Origin of the sequence: Shewanella fodinae, assembly GCF_014651955.1 — a bacterium.
Lineage (GTDB): Bacteria > Pseudomonadota > Gammaproteobacteria > Enterobacterales > Shewanellaceae > Shewanella > Shewanella fodinae.
On sequence record NZ_BMXW01000014.1, the window covers coordinates 1 to 17,550 of the forward strand.

Here is a 17,550-nt window from a genome sequence, read left to right on the forward strand (position 1 = left end):
GAGCCGTTCGAGACCAGGACGTAGATAGGCAGGGTGTGTAAGCGTTGTGAGGCGTTGAGCTAACCTGTACTAATGACTCGAGAGGCTTAACCATACAACCCAGATGGGTTTTTAGCACTTCCTCCCAGGAGGTCGTGAATACCTTGAATGAATGGCAAGACTTGGTTGAAGTATGAGAACGACTACGCACGAAAGCAGCTTTCCGAATTAACGAATTTGCTTGGTGACAATAGCATTGTGGTACCACCTGACTCCATCCCGAACTCAGAAGTGAAACACAATCGCGCCGATGGTAGTGTGGGGTCTCCCCATGTGAGAGTAGGTCATCGCCAAGCGCCTANTCAGTGAAAACTGGGGCCTTTTTGCTTTCTATCGCTTTTCTCCCGTATTGATGCAAACCTTATGATCTGAGGTTACAATGCGTGCTTCTGTTTTCAGCTATTGGCTCTCATGTCGCACAATCCGTTCTCTTTAAAATCCTATAACACCTTTGGACTGAATGTATCTTGTAAAGCATTCATTGACGTGACATCAGTTGCGGAACTCATCCAATGTTGTCAGTTGCTGCAACAACAGGGCGAGCCTTTCCTCATCCTTGGTGGTGGGAGCAATGTGTTGCTGTTGGAAGACTATCTCGGCACCGTTATCCATATTGCGATAAAAGGGATAGAAGTTACCGAAGATACGGCATATTACTACTTGTCCGCCGCTGCCGGAGAGAGCTGGCATGGGTTGGTACAGTTCTGTTTATCGAAAGGTATCGCTGGATTAGAGAATATGGCGCTGATCCCCGGCACAGTTGGGGCGGCTCCTATACAAAATGTAGGCGCTTACGGTTTGGAGTTCGCGGCAGCCTGTGATTGGGTTGAGTACCTAGAACTACCAGAATGTCGTATCAAAAGATTACGTGCCGATGCCTGCGAGTTTGGCTACCGTGAATCGATATTTAAGCAGCAATTGCGTAATACTGCGATTATCACGCGTGTTGGTATCAAGTTGCCGAAAGCTTGGAAGCCGATACTGAATTATGGTCCGTTAAAACATTTACCCGTGGACAGTGTTACGCCTCAGCAGATATATGACATCGTATGCCAAGTACGGCAGCAAAAATTGCCTGATCCTGCTGTACTCGGCAATGTTGGTAGTTGCTTTAAGAATCCAGTAATAGACACTGATACCTACCAGCACTTAGCCGCTCGCTACCCAGATATAGTCGCTTACGAATTGCCGGACGGAAAGCTGAAGATTGCAGCCGCTTGGTTGATTGATCAGGCCGGCTTAAAGGGGCAAACGTTTGGGGAGGTCATGGTACATGAAGGACAGCCCTTGGTGCTGGTAAATTTGGGGCGAGCCAAAGGGGCTGACGTGGTACAAGCATTGAAAGCCGTTCGTGCCAAAGTACATCAAGTATTTGGGATAGTTATGGAGCCAGAGCCCCGAACTTATGGGGCTTATGGGGAAAGGGGGATCTGATGATATCAGGATCATGGCAACGTAAACGCGCTATTCTGGCTCGCTTAAACCAAGGAGAGTTTGTCTCTGGTGAGGCTCTAGCTGAGGTGCTGGGAGTATCCCGCGCTGCTGTTAGCAAGCACATCAATGCGCTTGCTGACTATGGAATAGATATTTGCAGTGTCAAAGGCAAGGGCTATAAGTTGTTTGACCCGGTATTCCTCATGGATGAGGCTAAGTTGCTCACCAATTGCCCCAATCGCTGTTTCTATTTTGATGAAATCCCCAGTACCAACGCTTTTTTGCTGCAATATACCGAAGAGTTACAGTGCGGCGACATCTGTATTGCGGAGTTTCAGTCGGCTGGGCGAGGCCGCCGAGGGCGCAAATGGGTCTCACCTTATGGCAGCCATCTGTATTTCTCAATGTTCTGGCATCTACCTTTGGGAATGTCACAGGCGATGGGGCTAAGCTTGGTGGTTGCATGTTCATTGGTTAGCGTGTTGCAGCAGCTTGGCGCCGATAATATAGGTGTCAAATGGCCTAACGATATCTACTTTGAAAATCGCAAACTGGCAGGTGTACTGATAGAGATGACTGGCACTGCTGACAGTGGTTGCAATCTGGTCATAGGTATTGGGGTGAATATCGCTATGCCTCAGCAGCAAGGCGAGCTGATCGAGCAACCCTGGAGCGATCTGCGACAGGTTATCAGCGATCCAGATAAGACTCTGTTGGCACTAACGCTACAACAGCAGTTACGCAAAGATCTCAAGCTGTTTGAGCAAAGTGGTTTAGCCGTCTTTACTGAACGTTGGCACGCTGCTGATATTTATTTGGGGCGTGAAGTACGCTTATTAGTTGGCAATGAAAGTGTGAGTGGCTGCTATCAGGGAATAGACACTCAAGGTGGTGTCGTGCTGGATACCACCGATGGACTACAGCATTTTGTCGGTGGTGAGATCAGCCTACGGCAAGCCTGATTACTTGCGCAATAATACTTGTTCCATGGCGTGATTTTTACCTTTTTTCAAGATCAAATGAGCCCGTTCGCGGGTGGGCTTAATATTGCTCCGCAGGTTAGGGCCGTTAATGGTATCCCAGACATGAGATGCCATTTTTGTTGCCTCGTCATCGGCTAAACTGGCAAAGTGATGAAAGTAGGATTTGGGATCGGCAAAGGCGCTGCTTCGAAACTGTAAAAAACGGTCGATATACCATTCCTTCAACCACTTTTCTTCGGCATCAACGTAGATAGAAAAATCCACAAAGTCCGAAACAAACGGGCGCTTGATACTCACCGGAGAGTCGAGCTCTGTCTGCAGCACATTTAGTCCCTCAAGGATCAGAATATCCGGCTGACGTACACTGATGGTTTGTTGTAGGCGATCATAGGTTATATGGGAATACAGCGGTGCCTGCACTTCCTCAATACCAGATTTGATAGCAGAAACAAATTCTACTAACAGCTTCATATCGTAGCTTTCAGGAAAGCCTTTGCGTTGTAATAATCCACGGCGTTTAAGTTCGTCCAAGGGGTACAGAAAGCCATCGGTGGTGATCAGGTCAACCTTGGGATGTTCCGGCCAGTGACTTAACAGCGCCTGAAGGATACGGGCAGTGGTGCTTTTACCCACGGCCACACTGCCTGCAATACTGATGATGTATGTACTCTTGGCTGCCTGTTGCCCAAGAAACTGATTCAGCACGACACCGCGTTGCTGTTTCGCCTTCACAATCAGATTTAATAACCGGCTCAAGGGCAGATAGATATCAGTGACTTCCGATAATGATATCTTCTCATTGATGCCGCGTAATTCGCTCAGATCAGCTTCAGTTAGGGTCAATGGTACTGCATCGCGCAGTTGTGCCCACGAATTGCGATTAAAAGGCATATAAAGTGCCTGCTGAATGGTATTTGACAGTGACATCTGATCCCCTTATCCAAGGACAGGCACAGTACACCATGCAAAATTGTTCAACAATAAAAATATTGTGTAGCTGCGGTTTAGCGGCCACTTCGGTTGATGGATGTCGACAGCCTTTCAGACAGACAAATTGTTATTGCAGGTCTTCGGCCAAAAAAACGGCGTTTGAGTGATTTTTTCTGAATTTTACTAATTTTATGTTGCACTCGGAGCGACATTTACCTAATATCCGCTACCGAAATGAATGCCGGCATAGCTCAGTTGGTAGAGCAACTGACTTGTAATCAGTAGGTCCCGAGTTCGACTCTTGGTGCCGGCACCATTCATTGGAGGGGTTCCCGAGTGGCCAAAGGGATCAGACTGTAAATCTGACGGCTCCGCCTTCGAAGGTTCGAATCCTTCCCCCTCCACCATTTTTAAAGGTAAATAGATAGCCTAGGTTAGGTGCGCGGGTATCGTATAATGGTAATACTCCAGCCTTCCAAGCTGATAACGCGGGTTCGATTCCCGCTACCCGCTCCAAAATCATGCTGATATGGCTCAGTCGGTAGAGCGCATCCTTGGTAAGGATGAGGTCCCCAGTTCGATTCTGGGTATCAGCACCAGCCTTCCTGGAAAGCCAATCTGTTGCCGTGTAAGATAGACGTTCGACGCGTGTTGCGTCGGACTTTTTCATTATGTACTGGTTTCACCCCCAAACAATCTTAGATTGAGGCAATACCATGTCTAAAGCTAAATTTGAACGTAGTAAACCCCACGTAAACGTGGGTACCATTGGCCACGTTGACCATGGTAAAACCACTCTGACTGCAGCTATCACAACTGTATTGGCCAAGACTTACGGCGGTGAAGCAAAAGATTTCGCGGCAATCGATAACGCCCCAGAAGAGCGTGAACGTGGTATTACCATCAACACCTCTCACGTAGAGTACGACACTCCAACTCGTCACTACGCACACGTAGACTGCCCAGGGCACGCTGACTATGTAAAAAACATGATCACCGGTGCCGCGCAGATGGACGGCGCGATCCTGGTAGTGGCTGCGACTGACGGCCCAATGCCACAGACTCGCGAACACATCCTGTTGTCTCGTCAGGTAGGCGTACCTTACATCATCGTATTCATGAACAAATGTGACATGGTAGATGATGAAGAGTTGCTGGAACTGGTAGAGATGGAAGTGCGTGAACTGTTGTCAGAATACGACTTCCCAGGCGATGACCTGCCAGTTATTCAGGGTTCAGCCCTGAAAGCACTGGAAGGTGAACCAGAGTGGGAAGCGAAGATCATCGAACTGGCAGAAGCCCTGGACACTTACATTCCAGAACCAGTACGTGACATCGACCACCCATTCCTGCTGCCAATCGAAGACGTATTCTCAATCTCCGGTCGTGGTACAGTAGTAACAGGTCGTGTAGAACGCGGTATCATCCGTGTAGGTGACGAAGTCGAAATCGTGGGTATCCACGACACCACTAAGACCACCTGTACTGGTGTTGAAATGTTCCGCAAACTGCTGGACGAAGGCCGTGCTGGTGAAAACGTAGGTGTACTGCTGCGTGGTACTAAACGTGATGAAGTGGAACGTGGTCAAGTACTTGCTAAACCAGGCACAATCACTCCACACACCAAGTTCGAATCAGAAGTGTACGTACTGTCAAAAGAAGAAGGTGGTCGTCATACTCCATTCTTCAAAGGCTACCGTCCACAGTTCTACTTCCGTACAACTGACGTGACCGGTACCATCGAACTGCCAGAAGGCGTAGAAATGGTAATGCCAGGCGACAACATCAAGATGGTAGTGACGTTGATCTGCCCAATCGCGATGGATGAAGGTCTGCGTTTTGCGATCCGTGAAGGTGGCCGCACAGTAGGCGCCGGCGTGGTAGCGAAGATCATCGCCTAATCAGGTCGAGATGGATGGAAAAGGAAGCTTCGGCTTCCTTTTTTGTTTCATTACCGACGATGAATTTTGCGATATCAAACAACCTGTGTCCTTGATCGGATAAGGGATTAAGCATACAATCTATGGCCGATTTTTTGAGCCTGAAATAGGCAGTGCCTCAAAATATATTGGGGATATAACTGGGCTTACAGAATTCTGACAGGCCCTTATGCTCGGGTCGCAATGAGTAACGGAATTAACCGATGACAACAAATACCGAAAACCAGGGCCATTCTCTGGATATTCTTAAGTGGGTGATCACTATTGTGCTGCTGGCTGTTGCTATTGTCGGCAACCATTATTACAGCGATGCCAGCGTAGTGGTAAGGGCCCTCGGCGTGATCGTACTGTTTGCCATTGCAGGCTTTGTTGCACTGCAGACAACCAAAGGCAAACTAGCTCTGGCTTTTGCTAAAGAATCGCAGATTGAAGTCCGTAAAGTGGTGTGGCCTACTCGACAGGAAGCGCTCAATACGACCTTTATTGTATTGATTGCCACCGGTGTGTTGGCCATCATCCTGTGGGGCCTAGATGCAGCCCTGTTGAAAATTGTCAACCTTATTACTGGCGTATAGGCTTTCTCATGACAGAAGCGAATGAAGCTAAAAAAAGGTGGTATGTCGTACAGGCTTTTTCTGGTTATGAAGGCCGGGTGTGCAAATCACTGATTGAACATATCAAAATGCACGGTATGGAAAAGTACTTCGGTGAAGTGCTGGTGCCTACTGAAGAAGTAGTAGAAATGCGCGGCGGACAGCGTCGTAAAAGCGAACGCAAGTTTTTCCCGGGATATGTGCTGGTTCAGATGGAAATGAACGATGAATCTTGGCACCTGGTGAAAAGTATTCCACGGGTAATGGGCTTTATTGGTGGTACCTCTGACCGTCCGGCCCCGATTTCCGATAAAGAAGCCGACGCAATTCTGCGCCGCTTGCAGGAAACCACCGATTCTCCGACTCATCGTGTTATGTACGAACCTGGCGAAGTGGTTCGGGTTACCGATGGGCCGTTTGCTGACTTCAATGGTACTGTTGAAGAAGTGGATTATGACAAGAGCCGCGTAAAAGTGTCTGTCATGATCTTCGGCCGTTCTACTCCAGTAGAACTTGACTTTAATCAGGTTGAGAAAAGCTGATTAAATTAACGACAAAATCCGTTTGGCAACGGGTGTGGATTTCTATATAATCCGCACCCGTTGTTTTCGGGGAGCCCTGTGCGTGTTGTACGGGCGTTTGAACCCAAACTGAGGAAAATCAGATGGCTAAGAAAATTGAAGCTTATATTAAGCTGCAAGTAAAATCAGGCTCTGCCAACCCTTCACCACCAGTTGGTCCGGCACTGGGTCAGAAAGGTGTGAACATCATGGAATTCTGTAAAGCGTTTAACGCCCGTACAGAAAAAATGGAAAAGGGCATGCCTATCCCAGTAGTGATCACTGTATACAGCGATCGCTCATTCACTTTCGAAACCAAGACACCTCCAGCATCATTCTTGCTGAAGCAAGCTGCAGGCCTGAAATCAGGTTCCAGCCGTCCTAATACTCAGAAAGTGGGTACTATCAAACGCGCTAAAGTTCAGGAAATTGCTGAACTGAAAGCTGTCGACATGACTGGTGCTGACGTTGAAGCGATGACTCGCTCAATCGAAGGTACTGCTCGTTCCATGGGTTTGGTAGTAGAGGATTAATACAATGGCAAAGTTGACTAAACGCATGCGCGTTATCCGCGAAAAAGTGGAAGCTACCAAAGCATACGACATCAATGAAGCACTGGCGCTGTTGAAAGAACTGGCGACTGCTAAATTCGTTGAAAGTGTAGACGTTGCCGTTAACCTGGGCGTTGACCCCCGTAAATCTGATCAGAACGTGCGTGGTGCTATTGTACTGCCTCACGGTACTGGTCGTGACGTTCGCGTTGCCGTATTTACTCAGGGTGCTAATGCTGAAGCTGCCAAAGAAGCCGGTGCTGAACTGGTGGGTATGGACGACTTGGCTGCCCAGGTAAAAGCCGGTGAAATGAACTTCGACGTAGTAATTGCTTCTCCAGATGCGATGCGCGTTGTTGGTCAGTTAGGTCAGATCCTCGGCCCCCGTGGTTTGATGCCTAACCCTAAAACTGGCACTGTGACTCCTAACGTTGCTGAAGCCGTTAAGAACGCTAAAGCCGGCCAGGTCCGTTATCGTAACGATAAGAACGGTATTATCCATACCACTATCGGTAAAGCTGACTTTGAACCTGTCAAGCTGAAAGAAAACCTTGAAGCACTGATGATAGCGCTGAAGAAGGCTAAGCCTGCTGCTGCGAAAGGCCAGTACATCAAGAAGATCACCGTATCCACTACCATGGGTGCCGGTGTTGCTGTTGACCAGAACACTCTGGATACAACTGCTGCTTAATTTTACAAAATGCGCTCATTAGCCTATAATGCGCGCACTTTGTGGGTTGGAGCCCGATTTTCGGGCTTCCGTCCAAGACCGCAGGTGTCTCTTAGTTAAGATACTTAATTTCCTGCGTAGACGGTGTCAGGCCCCAGATAGATTTGTTCTGCTGGATTATCTGCACCGTAAGTAACTGAACAGATTTCTGTTCAGTAAGGTAAACGCTAGGGGAAACCCTAGGTAGAATCCAGGAGTAAAGCCCAATGGCATTAAGACTCGAAGACAAACAAGCGATTGTTGCTGAAGTCAACGAAGCTGCCAAAGGTGCGCTGTCTGCAGTTGTTGCGGATTCCCGCGGCGTAACTGTAGGCGCCATGACCACACTGCGTAAGGCCGCTCGTGCTAATGGTGTATATGTACGCGTAGTACGTAACACTCTGGCTCGTCGCGCTGTTGAAGGTACTGCTTTTGAGTGCCTTGGCGAAGTGTTCTCTGGCCCAACTTTGATTGCTTTCTCTAACGAGCACCCAGGTGCTGCCGCTCGTCTGTTAAAGGACTTTGCGAAAGAGCAGGCTAATTTCGAAGTTAAAGGCGCAGCTTTTGAAGGGGAGTTCATCCCTGCAGCTGACATTGATCGTTTGGCAAAACTGCCGACTTACGAAGAAGCACTGGCACGGTTGATGATGACTTTGAAAGAAGCATCTGCCGGCAAGTTCGTTCGTACACTGGCTGCGCTACGCGATCAAAAACAAGAAGCAGCCTAATTATTGGCTTGCTGCTTAACCGAATTGAATTCAGAACAATAGGAAATATTTCTTATGTCTATCACTAAAGACCAAATCCTTGAAGCCTTTGCAGCAATGTCTGTAATGGAAGTTGTTGAACTGATCGAAGCAATGGAAGAGAAGTTCGGCGTTTCTGCCGCTGCTGCCGTTGTGTCTGGTGGCGCTGGTGAAGCTGCTGCTGCAGTTGAAGAAAAAACCGAATTTGACGTCGTTATGACTTCTCACGGCGAAAACAAAGTAGCTGTAATTAAAGCCGTACGTGGCGCAACTGGTCTGGGTCTGAAAGAAGCCAAAGCAATGGCTGAATCTGCCCCTGTAGCAGTTAAAGAAGGTGTCTCTAAAGACGAAGCTGAAGCTCTGAAGAAAGAGCTGGAAGAAGCTGGCGCTACTGTAGAGATCAAGTAAGTTATATACTGACTTACTCCCATCCGGCCGTTAAATCCGGGTGTAGGCTGGCGGTTTTTTGACCGTCGGCCTTTTTTGCGCTGTAGGCGCCGATGATTTTTTCACCGTGAAATCGTTCGTATAAGTGCAGTTCCTAGCAGTGATTATTGGTTAGGTTCTTGCCACAAATCGGTGATGGGCAAACGTGCTGGATTAACCCTGTGTTGGTTCAGTCTTGGTCACATCTCGCAAGCAGAGGAAACCCATGGTTTACTCCTATTCTGAAAAGAAGCGTATTCGCAAAAACTTCGGTAAGCGTCCTCAGGTATTGGACATCCCTTATCTGTTGGCGATTCAGTTAGATTCATTCAAGAAGTTCACCGATCAAGATCCCACCGGTGAGCGTGGCTTAGAAGCCGCTTTCCGCAGCGTTTTCCCGATTAAGAGCTTTTCTGGCAATTCCGAATTGCAGTATGTCAGCTACAAGCTGGGTGAGCCTGTATTTGATGTAAAAGAGTGTCAAATCCGCGGTGTCACATATTCCGCACCATTGCGCGTAAAACTGCGTTTGGTGTTGTTTGATCGTGAAGCTGCCGCTGGCACTGTTAAAGATATTAAAGAACAAGAAGTTTACATGGGTGATATCCCATTGATGACTGAGAACGGTACGTTCGTTATCAATGGTACTGAACGTGTGATCGTCTCCCAGTTACACCGCTCTCCAGGTGTGTTCTTTGATCATGACCGCGGTAAAACTCACTCTTCAGGTAAGGTGTTGTATAACGCCCGTATTATTCCTTACCGTGGTTCCTGGCTGGACTTTGAATTCGATCCAAAAGATGCGTTGTTTGTCCGTATCGACCGCCGTCGTAAGCTGCCTGCGACTATTTTGTTGCGTGCGCTGGATATGTCATCTCAGGAAATCCTGGATACCTTCTTCGATCGCGTAGATTTCACCATCAAGCAAGATTCGCTGGTGATGAAGTTGGTACCGGAACGTCTGCGTGGCGAAACTGCCAGCTATGACATCAAAGATTCTGGTGGCAATCTGCTGGTAGAAAAAGGCCGTCGTATTACAGCCCGTCATATCAAGCAGTTGGAAAAAACCAACACTACTGAACTGGAAGTGCCGGTTGATTACATTGTGGGCAAACTTGCTGCACAAGATTACATCGATCCAGATACTGGTGAAGTGTTGCTGACCGCCAACGATGAAATGACGTTGGAAGTGCTGGCTAACCTGTCTCAGGCCGGTATTAAAGATATCAGCACGCTGTATGTCAATGAATTGGATCACGGTGCATATGTGTCTGACACCTTGCGCATCGACTCCACCACTAACCGAATGGAAGCGCTGGTAGAAATCTACCGTATGATGCGCCCTGGCGAGCCACCAACCAAGGACGCCGCCGAAGCCTTGTTCCAGAACCTGTTCTTCACCGAAGAACGCTACGATCTGTCCAAAGTCGGTCGTATGAAGTTCAATCGTCGTCTCGACATCGACGAGAATACTGGCACTGGTGTACTGAGCAAAGACGACATCGTTGCGGTAATGAAGAAAATCATCGAAATCCGTAATGGCTTCGATGAAGTTGACGATATCGACCACTTGGGCAACCGTCGTATCCGCTCTGTGGGTGAAATGGCTGAAAACCAGTTCCGCGTTGGATTAGTACGTGTAGAACGTGCCGTGCGTGAACGTCTGTCATTGGGCGATCTTAACGAGCTGATGCCGCAGGATCTGATCAACGCTAAGCCAATTTCTGCCGCAGTGAAGGAGTTCTTCGGTTCTTCTCAGCTGTCACAGTTTATGGATCAGAACAACCCGCTGTCAGAAGTAACCCATAAGCGCCGTATCTCGGCCCTTGGCCCTGGTGGTTTGACCCGTGAACGCGCAGGCTTTGAAGTCCGTGACGTACATCCGACTCACTATGGTCGTCTGTGCCCGATTGAGACCCCTGAAGGTCCAAACATTGGTCTGATTAACTCACTGTCGACGTTTGCCCGTACCAACGCTTACGGTTTCTTGGAAACTCCATACCGTAAAGTGATTGACGGTGTCGTAACCGACGAAGTGGAATATCTGTCTGCTATCGAAGAAGGTCGTTATGTGGTTGCTCAGGCAAACATTGACCTCGACGAAACTGGCCGCATTCTGGATGAACAAGTCGCTTGCCGTCATAAGGGTGAATCTACCTTTATGCGTGTGTCTGACATCCAATATATGGACGTATCACCACAGCAGATCATCTCGGTGGCGGCTTCCTTGATCCCATTCTTGGAACATGACGACGCGAACCGTGCCTTGATGGGTGCCAACATGCAACGTCAGGCGGTACCAACACTGTTGTCTGAAAAACCCTTGGTAGGTACTGGTATTGAACGTACGCTGGCTGTGGACTCAGGCGTGGTAGTTGCCGCGAAACGTGGTGGCGTGATCGATTACGTTGACGCTAGCCGTATCGTGGTGAAAGTGAATGAAGAAGAGCTGCGCCCAGGCGAAGCCGGTATCGACATTTACAACCTGACTAAATACACCCGTTCTAACCAGAACACCTGTATTAACCAGCGTCCTTGCTGCCATGTTGGTGAGCCTGTGACTCGTGGTGACGTACTGGCCGATGGCCCATCAACTGACCTTGGCGAATTGGCGCTGGGCCAGAATATGCGCGTCGCGTTCATGCCTTGGAACGGTTACAACTACGAAGACTCCATCCTGATTTCTGAGCGAGTGGCTCAGCAGGATCGCTTCACCACTATTCACATTCAGGAACTGTCCTGTATCGCTCGTGATACCAAACTGGGTAGCGAAGAGATTACGGCAGATATCCCGAACGTGGGTGAATCTGCACTCTCCAAACTGGATGAGTCCGGTATTGTGTATATCGGCGCAGAAGTGAAGGGCGGCGACATTCTGGTAGGTAAAGTGACACCTAAAGGTGAAACCCAACTGACCCCAGAAGAGAAACTGCTGCGGGCGATTTTCGGTGAAAAAGCATCTGATGTTAAGGACAGCTCACTGCGTGTACCTAACTCAGTGAAAGGCACCGTTATCGACGTTCAAGTCTTCACTCGTGATGGTGTCGAAAAAGACAAACGTGCTATCGAAATTGAAGAGATGCACATTGCTCAGGCACGTAAGGACTTGACTGAAGAGTTCAAGATCCTTGAAGAAGGTGTGTTTGATCGTGCCCGTAACCTGCTGCTGAATAGCGGTTTCAGTGAAGCCAAGCTGGCAGATATGCCACGTAAGGAATATCTGGTTCAGGTTGTTGACGATGAAGCTAAACAAACCGAGCTGGAACAGCTGGCTGAGCAACACGAAGAGCTGAAAGCTGACTTCGATAAGAAATTTGAAATCAAACGCCGCAAGATCACTCAAGGTGATGACTTGGCGCCGGGTGTACTGAAGATCGTTAAGGTTTACTTGGCGGTTAAACGTACTATCCAGCCTGGTGACAAGATGGCGGGACGTCACGGTAACAAGGGTGTGGTCTCCAAGATCTGTCCTATCGAAGATATGCCATATGATGAACACGGCGTACCGATGGACATCGTATTGAACCCGCTTGGTGTACCTTCACGTATGAACATCGGTCAGGTATTGGAAGTGCACTTAGGTGCCGCAGCCAAAGGGATCGGTAACCGCATCAATGCCATGCTGGAAGAACAGCGTGAAGTGGCGGAACTGCGCGACTACATCAAAAAGGTTTACGCCTTGGGTGAAGGTGTGCAGCAGAAAGTGGATATCGACTCCTTTACTGATGACGAAGTGATGCGTCTGGCCAGCCACCTGAAACTGGGTCTGCCAACCGCCACTCCAGCGTTCGATGGTGCCGAAGAGAAAGAGATCAAAGATATGTTGGAACTGGCAGGTCTGCCAACTTCCGGCCAGATGACTCTTTACGATGGTCTTACCGGCAATGCCTTCGAACGTCAGGTGACTGTAGGTTACATGTACATGCTGAAACTGAACCACTTGGTGGACGACAAGATGCACGCGCGTTCTACCGGTTCTTACAGCTTGGTTACCCAGCAGCCACTCGGTGGTAAAGCACAGTTCGGTGGTCAGCGTTTCGGTGAAATGGAAGTGTGGGCCCTAGAAGCGTATGGCGCTGCTTATACACTGCAGGAAATGCTCACTGTGAAATCCGATGACGTTAACGGTCGTACTCAGATGTACAAGAACATCGTTGACGGCAATCACCAGATGCAACCCGGTATGCCTGAATCCTTCAACGTACTGCTGAAGGAAATTCGTTCACTCGGTATCAATATCGAACTGGACCAAGAGTAAGGCGCAACACGACTGTGTTTGGCTAGAAATTGGTGCCTCGCTGTTTGGCGGGGCACCCGGTTTAACTCCTTCAGGAGAGAAACGTGAAAGACTTATTAAAGTTTCTGAAACAGCAAAGTAAGACCGAAGAGTTTGAAGGCATCAAGATCGGCCTCGCGTCGCCTGACTTGATCCGTTCCTGGTCGTATGGCGAAGTCAAGAAGCCGGAAACCATCAACTACCGTACCTTTAAGCCTGAGCGTGAAGGTCTGTTCTGTGCGCGTATCTTTGGCCCCGTCAAAGATTACGAATGTTTGTGCGGTAAGTACAAACGCCTGAAGCATCGCGGTGTAATCTGTGAAAAATGTGGTGTTGAAGTTACTCAGACCAAAGTACGTCGTGAACGTATGGGTCATATTGAGTTGGCTTCACCCGTTGCGCACATCTGGTTCTTGAAATCCCTGCCAAGCCGTATCGGCCTGATGCTGGACATGACCCTGCGCGATATCGAACGAGTACTGTATTTTGAATCTTATGTCGTGATCGAGCCTGGCATGACCAGCTTGGAACGCGGCCAGATGCTGACCGAAGAGAACTATCTGGATTCACTGGAAGAATACGGTGACGAATTCGAAGCCAAGATGGGCGCCGAAGCGGTACTGGAACTGCTGCGTGCCATCGATCTCGAAAAAGAGATCGGTGAGATGCGTGAAGAACTGCCATCAATTAATTCAGAAACTCGTCGCAAGAAAGTGACTAAACGTCTGAAACTGATGGAAGCTTTCTACACTTCAGGTAACAAACCTGAGTGGATGATCCTCAAAGTGTTGCCCGTGCTGCCGCCGGATCTGCGTCCGTTGGTGCCATTGGATGGTGGTCGTTTCGCCACTTCAGATTTGAACGATCTGTATCGCCGCGTGATCAACCGTAACAACCGTCTCAAGCGTCTGCTGGACTTAGCTGCGCCAGATATCATCGTGCGCAACGAAAAACGTATGCTGCAGGAATCTGTAGATGCGCTGCTGGATAACGGTCGTCGTGGTCGTGCTATCACCGGCTCTAACAAGCGTCCGCTGAAATCGCTGGCCGACATGATCAAAGGTAAGCAGGGGCGTTTCCGTCAGAACCTGCTGGGTAAACGTGTAGATTACTCTGGCCGTTCGGTTATTACCGTTGGCCCAACTTTGCGTCTGCATCAGTGCGGTCTGCCGAAGAAAATGGCGTTGGAACTGTTCAAGCCATTCATTTACGGCAAGCTGGAAGCCCGCGGCTTAGCCACTACCATCAAAGCAGCCAAGAAGATGGTAGAGCGCGAAGTACCGGAAGTTTGGGACGTACTGGATGAAGTGATCCGTGAACATCCCGTGATGCTGAACCGTGCGCCAACACTGCACCGTCTGGGTATCCAGGCGTTCGAACCCGTGTTGATTGAAGGTAAAGCCATTCGCCTGCATCCGCTTGTTTGTACTGCATTCAACGCCGACTTCGACGGTGACCAGATGGCGGTACACGTACCGCTGACACTGGAAGCTCAGTTGGAAGCTCGTGCGCTGATGATGTCTACCAACAACATTCTGTCCCCAGCTAACGGTGAGCCTATTATCGTGCCATCGCAGGACGTGGTGTTGGGTCTTTACTACATGAGCCGTGAGCGCGTGAATGGTAAAGGTGAAGGCATGGCGTTTGCCAATGTCGCGGAAGCAGAAAAAGCTTACCGTACTGGTGTTGCAGAATTACATGCCCGCGTAAAAGTGCGTATCACTGAGACTCAAATTGATGAAAATGGCCAGAAAAAGCCAGTTCGTCGTATTGTGGATACCACTGTTGGCCGTGCTCTGCTGTCAACTATTCTGCCTGCTGGTCTGCCATTTGAAGTGGTTAACCAGAACATGGGCAAGAAGCAGATCGCTAAGTTACTGAACATCTGTTATCGCCGTCTGGGTCTGAAAGAAACTGTTATCTTCGCTGACCAACTGATGTACACCGGTTATCGCTATGCGACAATTTCCGGGTCTTCCGTGGGCATCAATGATATGCAGATCCCACAGGAAAAGGCCAAGCTGGTTGCTGAAGCCGAAGCGGAAGTGCTGGAAATCCAGGAACAGTTCCAGTCAGGTCTGGTAACTGCCGGTGAACGCTATAACAAAGTCATCGACATTTGGGCCAGCTGTAACGAAAAAGTGTCCAAGGCGATGATGAAGAACCTGTCAACCGAAACCGTTATCAACCGTAACGGTGAAGAGGAAGAGCAGGCGTCTTTCAACAGCATCTATATGATGGCCGACTCAGGTGCGCGTGGTAGTGCCGCGCAGATCCGTCAGTTGGCGGGTATGCGTGGTCTGATGGCTAAGCCTGATGGCTCCATCATCGAGACGCCAATTGTGGCGAACTTCCGTGAAGGTCTGAACGTACTGCAGTACTTCATCTCCACTCACGGTGCGCGTAAAGGTCTGGCGGATACCGCACTGAAAACAGCGAACTCCGGTTACCTGACACGTCGCTTGGTTGACGTCGCCCAAGATTTGGTGGTGATTGAAGACGATTGTGGTACTCACGAAGGTCTGATCATGAAACCGCTGATCGAAGGTGGTGACGTGGTTGAACCATTGCGTGAGCGCGTACTGGGCCGTGTGGTAGCTGAAGATGTTTACTATCCAGGCACTGAAGAAGTACTGGCACCACGTAATACACTGCTGGACGAAGCCTGGTGTAAGAAGCTGGAAGAAGCCAGTGTTGACGAAGTGAAAGTGCGCTCTGTTATCACCTGTGATACCGATTTTGGTGTTTGTGCTCACTGCTACGGTCGTGATTTGGCCCGTGGTCATATCATCAACCAAGGTGAAGCTATCGGTGTGGTTGCCGCGCAATCCATCGGTGAACCTGGTACACAGCTGACGATGCGTACGTTCCACATCGGTGGTGCGGCATCCAGAGCTTCTGCAGAAAACAACGTCCAGACCAAAAATGCCGGTACGCTGAAACTGCACAACGCTAAACACGTTGTGAATACTGAAGGTAAACTGGTTATCGTCTCTCGTTCTTCTGAACTGGCCATCGTTGATGACCTGGGCCGTGAGAAAGAGCGCTATAAAGTGCCTTACGGTACTATCCTGGAAAAACAGGAAGGCGCTGCCATTGAACCGGGCCAGATCATTGCAAACTGGGATCCACATACTCACCCCATCATCACTGAAGTGGAAGGTAATGTGCAGTTTGTGGACATGATTGACGGTGTCACCATCCAGCGTCAGACCGACGAACTGACAGGTTTGTCATCTATCGTGGTCATGGATGTAGCACAACGTCCATCTGCCGGTAAGGACATGCGTCCTGCGGTACGTCTGGTAGATGACAAAGGCCATGATCTGACCATTCCTGGAACAGACGTGCCTGCGCAGTACTTCCTGCCTGGACACGCGATTGTCAGTCTGGACGATAATGCCAAGATTAACGTGGGTGATGCGCTGGCGCGTATTCCACAAGAATCTTCCAAGACCCGTGATATCACCGGTGGTCTGCCACGTGTTGCTGACTTGTTCGAAGCGCGTAAGCCGAAAGAACCTGCAATTCTGGCAGAGATCAGCGGTACTATCTCATTCGGTAAGGAAACCAAAGGCAAACGTCGTCTGGTGATCACCCCTGCTGAAGGCGGTGATGCATACGAAGAGATGATTCCTAAGTGGCGTAACCTCAACGTGTTCGAAGGTGAAAAGGTAGAACGCGGCGAAGTTATTGCTGATGGTCCAGAATCGGCTCACGACATTCTGCGTTTACGTGGTATTCACAATGTAGCCAATTACATCGTCAATGAAGTGCAGGATGTTTACCGTCTGCAGGGTGTGAAGATTAACGATAAGCATATCGAGGTCATCATCCGTCAGATGTTGCGTAAGTGCATTATCACTGAAGCTGGTGACTCTGATCTGCTGGTTGGCGAACAGGCAGAAGTTTCCCGCGTTAAATTGATTAATCGTGATCTGGAAGCTGAAGGTAAACGCCCAGCCAAGTTCGAACGTGAGCTGCTAGGTATTACCAAAGCCTCTCTGGCAACCGAGTCCTTTATCTCTGCAGCGTCGTTCCAGGAAACTACGCGCGTGCTGACTGAAGCTGCCGTTGGCGGTAAGTCAGATAACCTGCGTGGTCTGAAGGAAAACGTTATTGTGGGTCGTTTGATCCCGGCCGGTACCGGTTATGCGTACCATAAGAGCCGAGTTCACCACAAAGGTGAGGTGGCTCAGGAAGCCCCTGGCATCACTGCCAGTGAAGCTGAACAGAACCTAGCCGACCTGCTGAACCTAGCAGGTAGTCAGGAATAATCGAAAAACCGAGACAAAAAGGCACCTTCGGGTGCCTTTTTTGATGAAAAGTCGTACATGATTGGCTATTTCTTGACAGTCGGCCT

Annotated in this window: 12 protein-coding genes, 4 tRNA genes and 2 rRNA genes; 17 read left to right on the plus strand and 1 reads right to left on the minus strand. The window is 49.2% G+C overall.

Annotated features, from left to right (window positions below; all coding sequences use genetic code 11):
* The 4 genes from IE064_RS12650 to birA all read left to right on the plus strand — a co-directional run.
* Positions 1-94, plus strand: a 23S ribosomal RNA gene (locus IE064_RS12650); the annotation flags it as partial.
* Positions 95-219: 125 nt separating this feature from the next.
* Positions 220-335: ribosomal RNA gene (rrf, locus tag IE064_RS12655) — 5S ribosomal RNA — on the plus strand.
* Between the two features lie 115 nt (positions 336-450).
* A complete protein-coding gene (murB, locus tag IE064_RS12660; protein WP_189618126.1) occupies positions 451-1,473 on the plus strand; it encodes a UDP-N-acetylmuramate dehydrogenase in 1,023 nt (340 codons plus the stop codon).
* 2 nt (positions 1,474-1,475) lie between these two features.
* Positions 1,476-2,435 (plus strand): bifunctional biotin--[acetyl-CoA-carboxylase] ligase/biotin operon repressor BirA, encoded by a 960-nt coding sequence (gene birA, locus IE064_RS12665; protein WP_189618174.1) that lies wholly within the window; start codon positions 1,476-1,478, stop codon positions 2,433-2,435.
* Here birA and coaA read toward each other — a convergent pair whose 3' ends face one another.
* Positions 2,436-3,383, minus strand: a complete 948-nt coding sequence (coaA, locus tag IE064_RS12670) for a type I pantothenate kinase (RefSeq protein ID WP_189618127.1) — start codon at positions 3,381-3,383, stop codon at positions 2,436-2,438.
* Between the two features lie 243 nt (positions 3,384-3,626).
* Between coaA and IE064_RS12675 the strand changes: the two genes are divergently transcribed.
* The 13 genes from IE064_RS12675 (at position 3,627) to rpoC (ending at position 17,464) form a co-directional block, all read left to right on the plus strand.
* Positions 3,627-3,702 (plus strand) — tRNA-Thr (locus tag IE064_RS12675).
* 6 nt (positions 3,703-3,708) lie between these two features.
* Positions 3,709-3,793 (plus strand) — tRNA-Tyr (locus IE064_RS12680).
* A 35-nt stretch (positions 3,794-3,828) separates the two neighbouring features.
* Positions 3,829-3,902, plus strand: a tRNA-Gly gene (locus tag IE064_RS12685).
* Between the two features lie 7 nt (positions 3,903-3,909).
* Positions 3,910-3,985 (plus strand) — tRNA-Thr (locus IE064_RS12690).
* A gap of 117 nt (positions 3,986-4,102) precedes the next feature.
* Entirely contained in the window at positions 4,103-5,287 is a 1,185-nt protein-coding gene (gene tuf / locus IE064_RS12695) for an elongation factor Tu (protein WP_133040222.1), read from the plus strand.
* A 242-nt stretch (positions 5,288-5,529) separates the two neighbouring features.
* Positions 5,530-5,901, plus strand: coding sequence for a preprotein translocase subunit SecE (gene secE / locus IE064_RS12700; RefSeq protein WP_189618128.1), 372 nt, complete (start codon positions 5,530-5,532; stop codon positions 5,899-5,901).
* 8 nt (positions 5,902-5,909) lie between these two features.
* Positions 5,910-6,461, plus strand: coding sequence for a transcription termination/antitermination protein NusG (nusG, locus tag IE064_RS12705; RefSeq protein ID WP_133040224.1), 552 nt, complete (start codon positions 5,910-5,912; stop codon positions 6,459-6,461).
* A 122-nt stretch (positions 6,462-6,583) separates the two neighbouring features.
* Positions 6,584-7,012: a 50S ribosomal protein L11 gene (gene rplK / locus IE064_RS12710; protein ID WP_189618129.1), complete on the plus strand. Its 429-nt coding sequence runs from the start codon at positions 6,584-6,586 to the stop codon at positions 7,010-7,012.
* A 4-nt stretch (positions 7,013-7,016) separates the two neighbouring features.
* Positions 7,017-7,721, plus strand: coding sequence for a 50S ribosomal protein L1 (rplA, locus tag IE064_RS12715; RefSeq protein WP_189618130.1), 705 nt, complete (start codon positions 7,017-7,019; stop codon positions 7,719-7,721).
* A 245-nt stretch (positions 7,722-7,966) separates the two neighbouring features.
* Positions 7,967-8,467: a 50S ribosomal protein L10 gene (rplJ, locus tag IE064_RS12720; RefSeq protein WP_133040227.1), complete on the plus strand. Its 501-nt coding sequence runs from the start codon at positions 7,967-7,969 to the stop codon at positions 8,465-8,467.
* A gap of 54 nt (positions 8,468-8,521) precedes the next feature.
* Positions 8,522-8,893, plus strand: coding sequence for a 50S ribosomal protein L7/L12 (gene rplL / locus IE064_RS12725; protein ID WP_189618131.1), 372 nt, complete (start codon positions 8,522-8,524; stop codon positions 8,891-8,893).
* Between the two features lie 244 nt (positions 8,894-9,137).
* A complete protein-coding gene (gene rpoB / locus IE064_RS12730; RefSeq protein WP_189618132.1) occupies positions 9,138-13,169 on the plus strand; it encodes a DNA-directed RNA polymerase subunit beta in 4,032 nt (1,343 codons plus the stop codon).
* Between the two features lie 83 nt (positions 13,170-13,252).
* On the plus strand, positions 13,253-17,464 hold the full coding sequence (gene rpoC / locus IE064_RS12735; RefSeq protein ID WP_133040230.1) for a DNA-directed RNA polymerase subunit beta': 4,212 nt from the start codon (positions 13,253-13,255) through the stop codon (positions 17,462-17,464).
* The last annotated feature ends 86 nt before the right edge of the window (positions 17,465-17,550 follow it).

What these genes read in the sequence shown, in the direction of transcription:
- murB (WP_189618126.1), top strand. Translation starts at nt 451, where the DNA reads ATGTCGCACAATCCGTTCTCTTTAAAATCCTATAACACCTTTGGACTG.
- coaA (WP_189618127.1), bottom strand. Translation starts at nt 3,383, where the DNA reads ATGTCACTGTCAAATACCATTCAGCAGGCACTTTATATGCCTTTTAAT.
- tuf (WP_133040222.1), top strand. Translation starts at nt 4,103, where the DNA reads ATGTCTAAAGCTAAATTTGAACGTAGTAAACCCCACGTAAACGTGGGT.
- secE (WP_189618128.1), top strand. Translation starts at nt 5,530, where the DNA reads ATGACAACAAATACCGAAAACCAGGGCCATTCTCTGGATATTCTTAAG.
- nusG (WP_133040224.1), top strand. Translation starts at nt 5,910, where the DNA reads ATGACAGAAGCGAATGAAGCTAAAAAAAGGTGGTATGTCGTACAGGCT.
- rplK (WP_189618129.1), top strand. Translation starts at nt 6,584, where the DNA reads ATGGCTAAGAAAATTGAAGCTTATATTAAGCTGCAAGTAAAATCAGGC.
- rplA (WP_189618130.1), top strand. Translation starts at nt 7,017, where the DNA reads ATGGCAAAGTTGACTAAACGCATGCGCGTTATCCGCGAAAAAGTGGAA.
- rplJ (WP_133040227.1), top strand. Translation starts at nt 7,967, where the DNA reads ATGGCATTAAGACTCGAAGACAAACAAGCGATTGTTGCTGAAGTCAAC.
- rplL (WP_189618131.1), top strand. Translation starts at nt 8,522, where the DNA reads ATGTCTATCACTAAAGACCAAATCCTTGAAGCCTTTGCAGCAATGTCT.
- rpoB (WP_189618132.1), top strand. Translation starts at nt 9,138, where the DNA reads ATGGTTTACTCCTATTCTGAAAAGAAGCGTATTCGCAAAAACTTCGGT.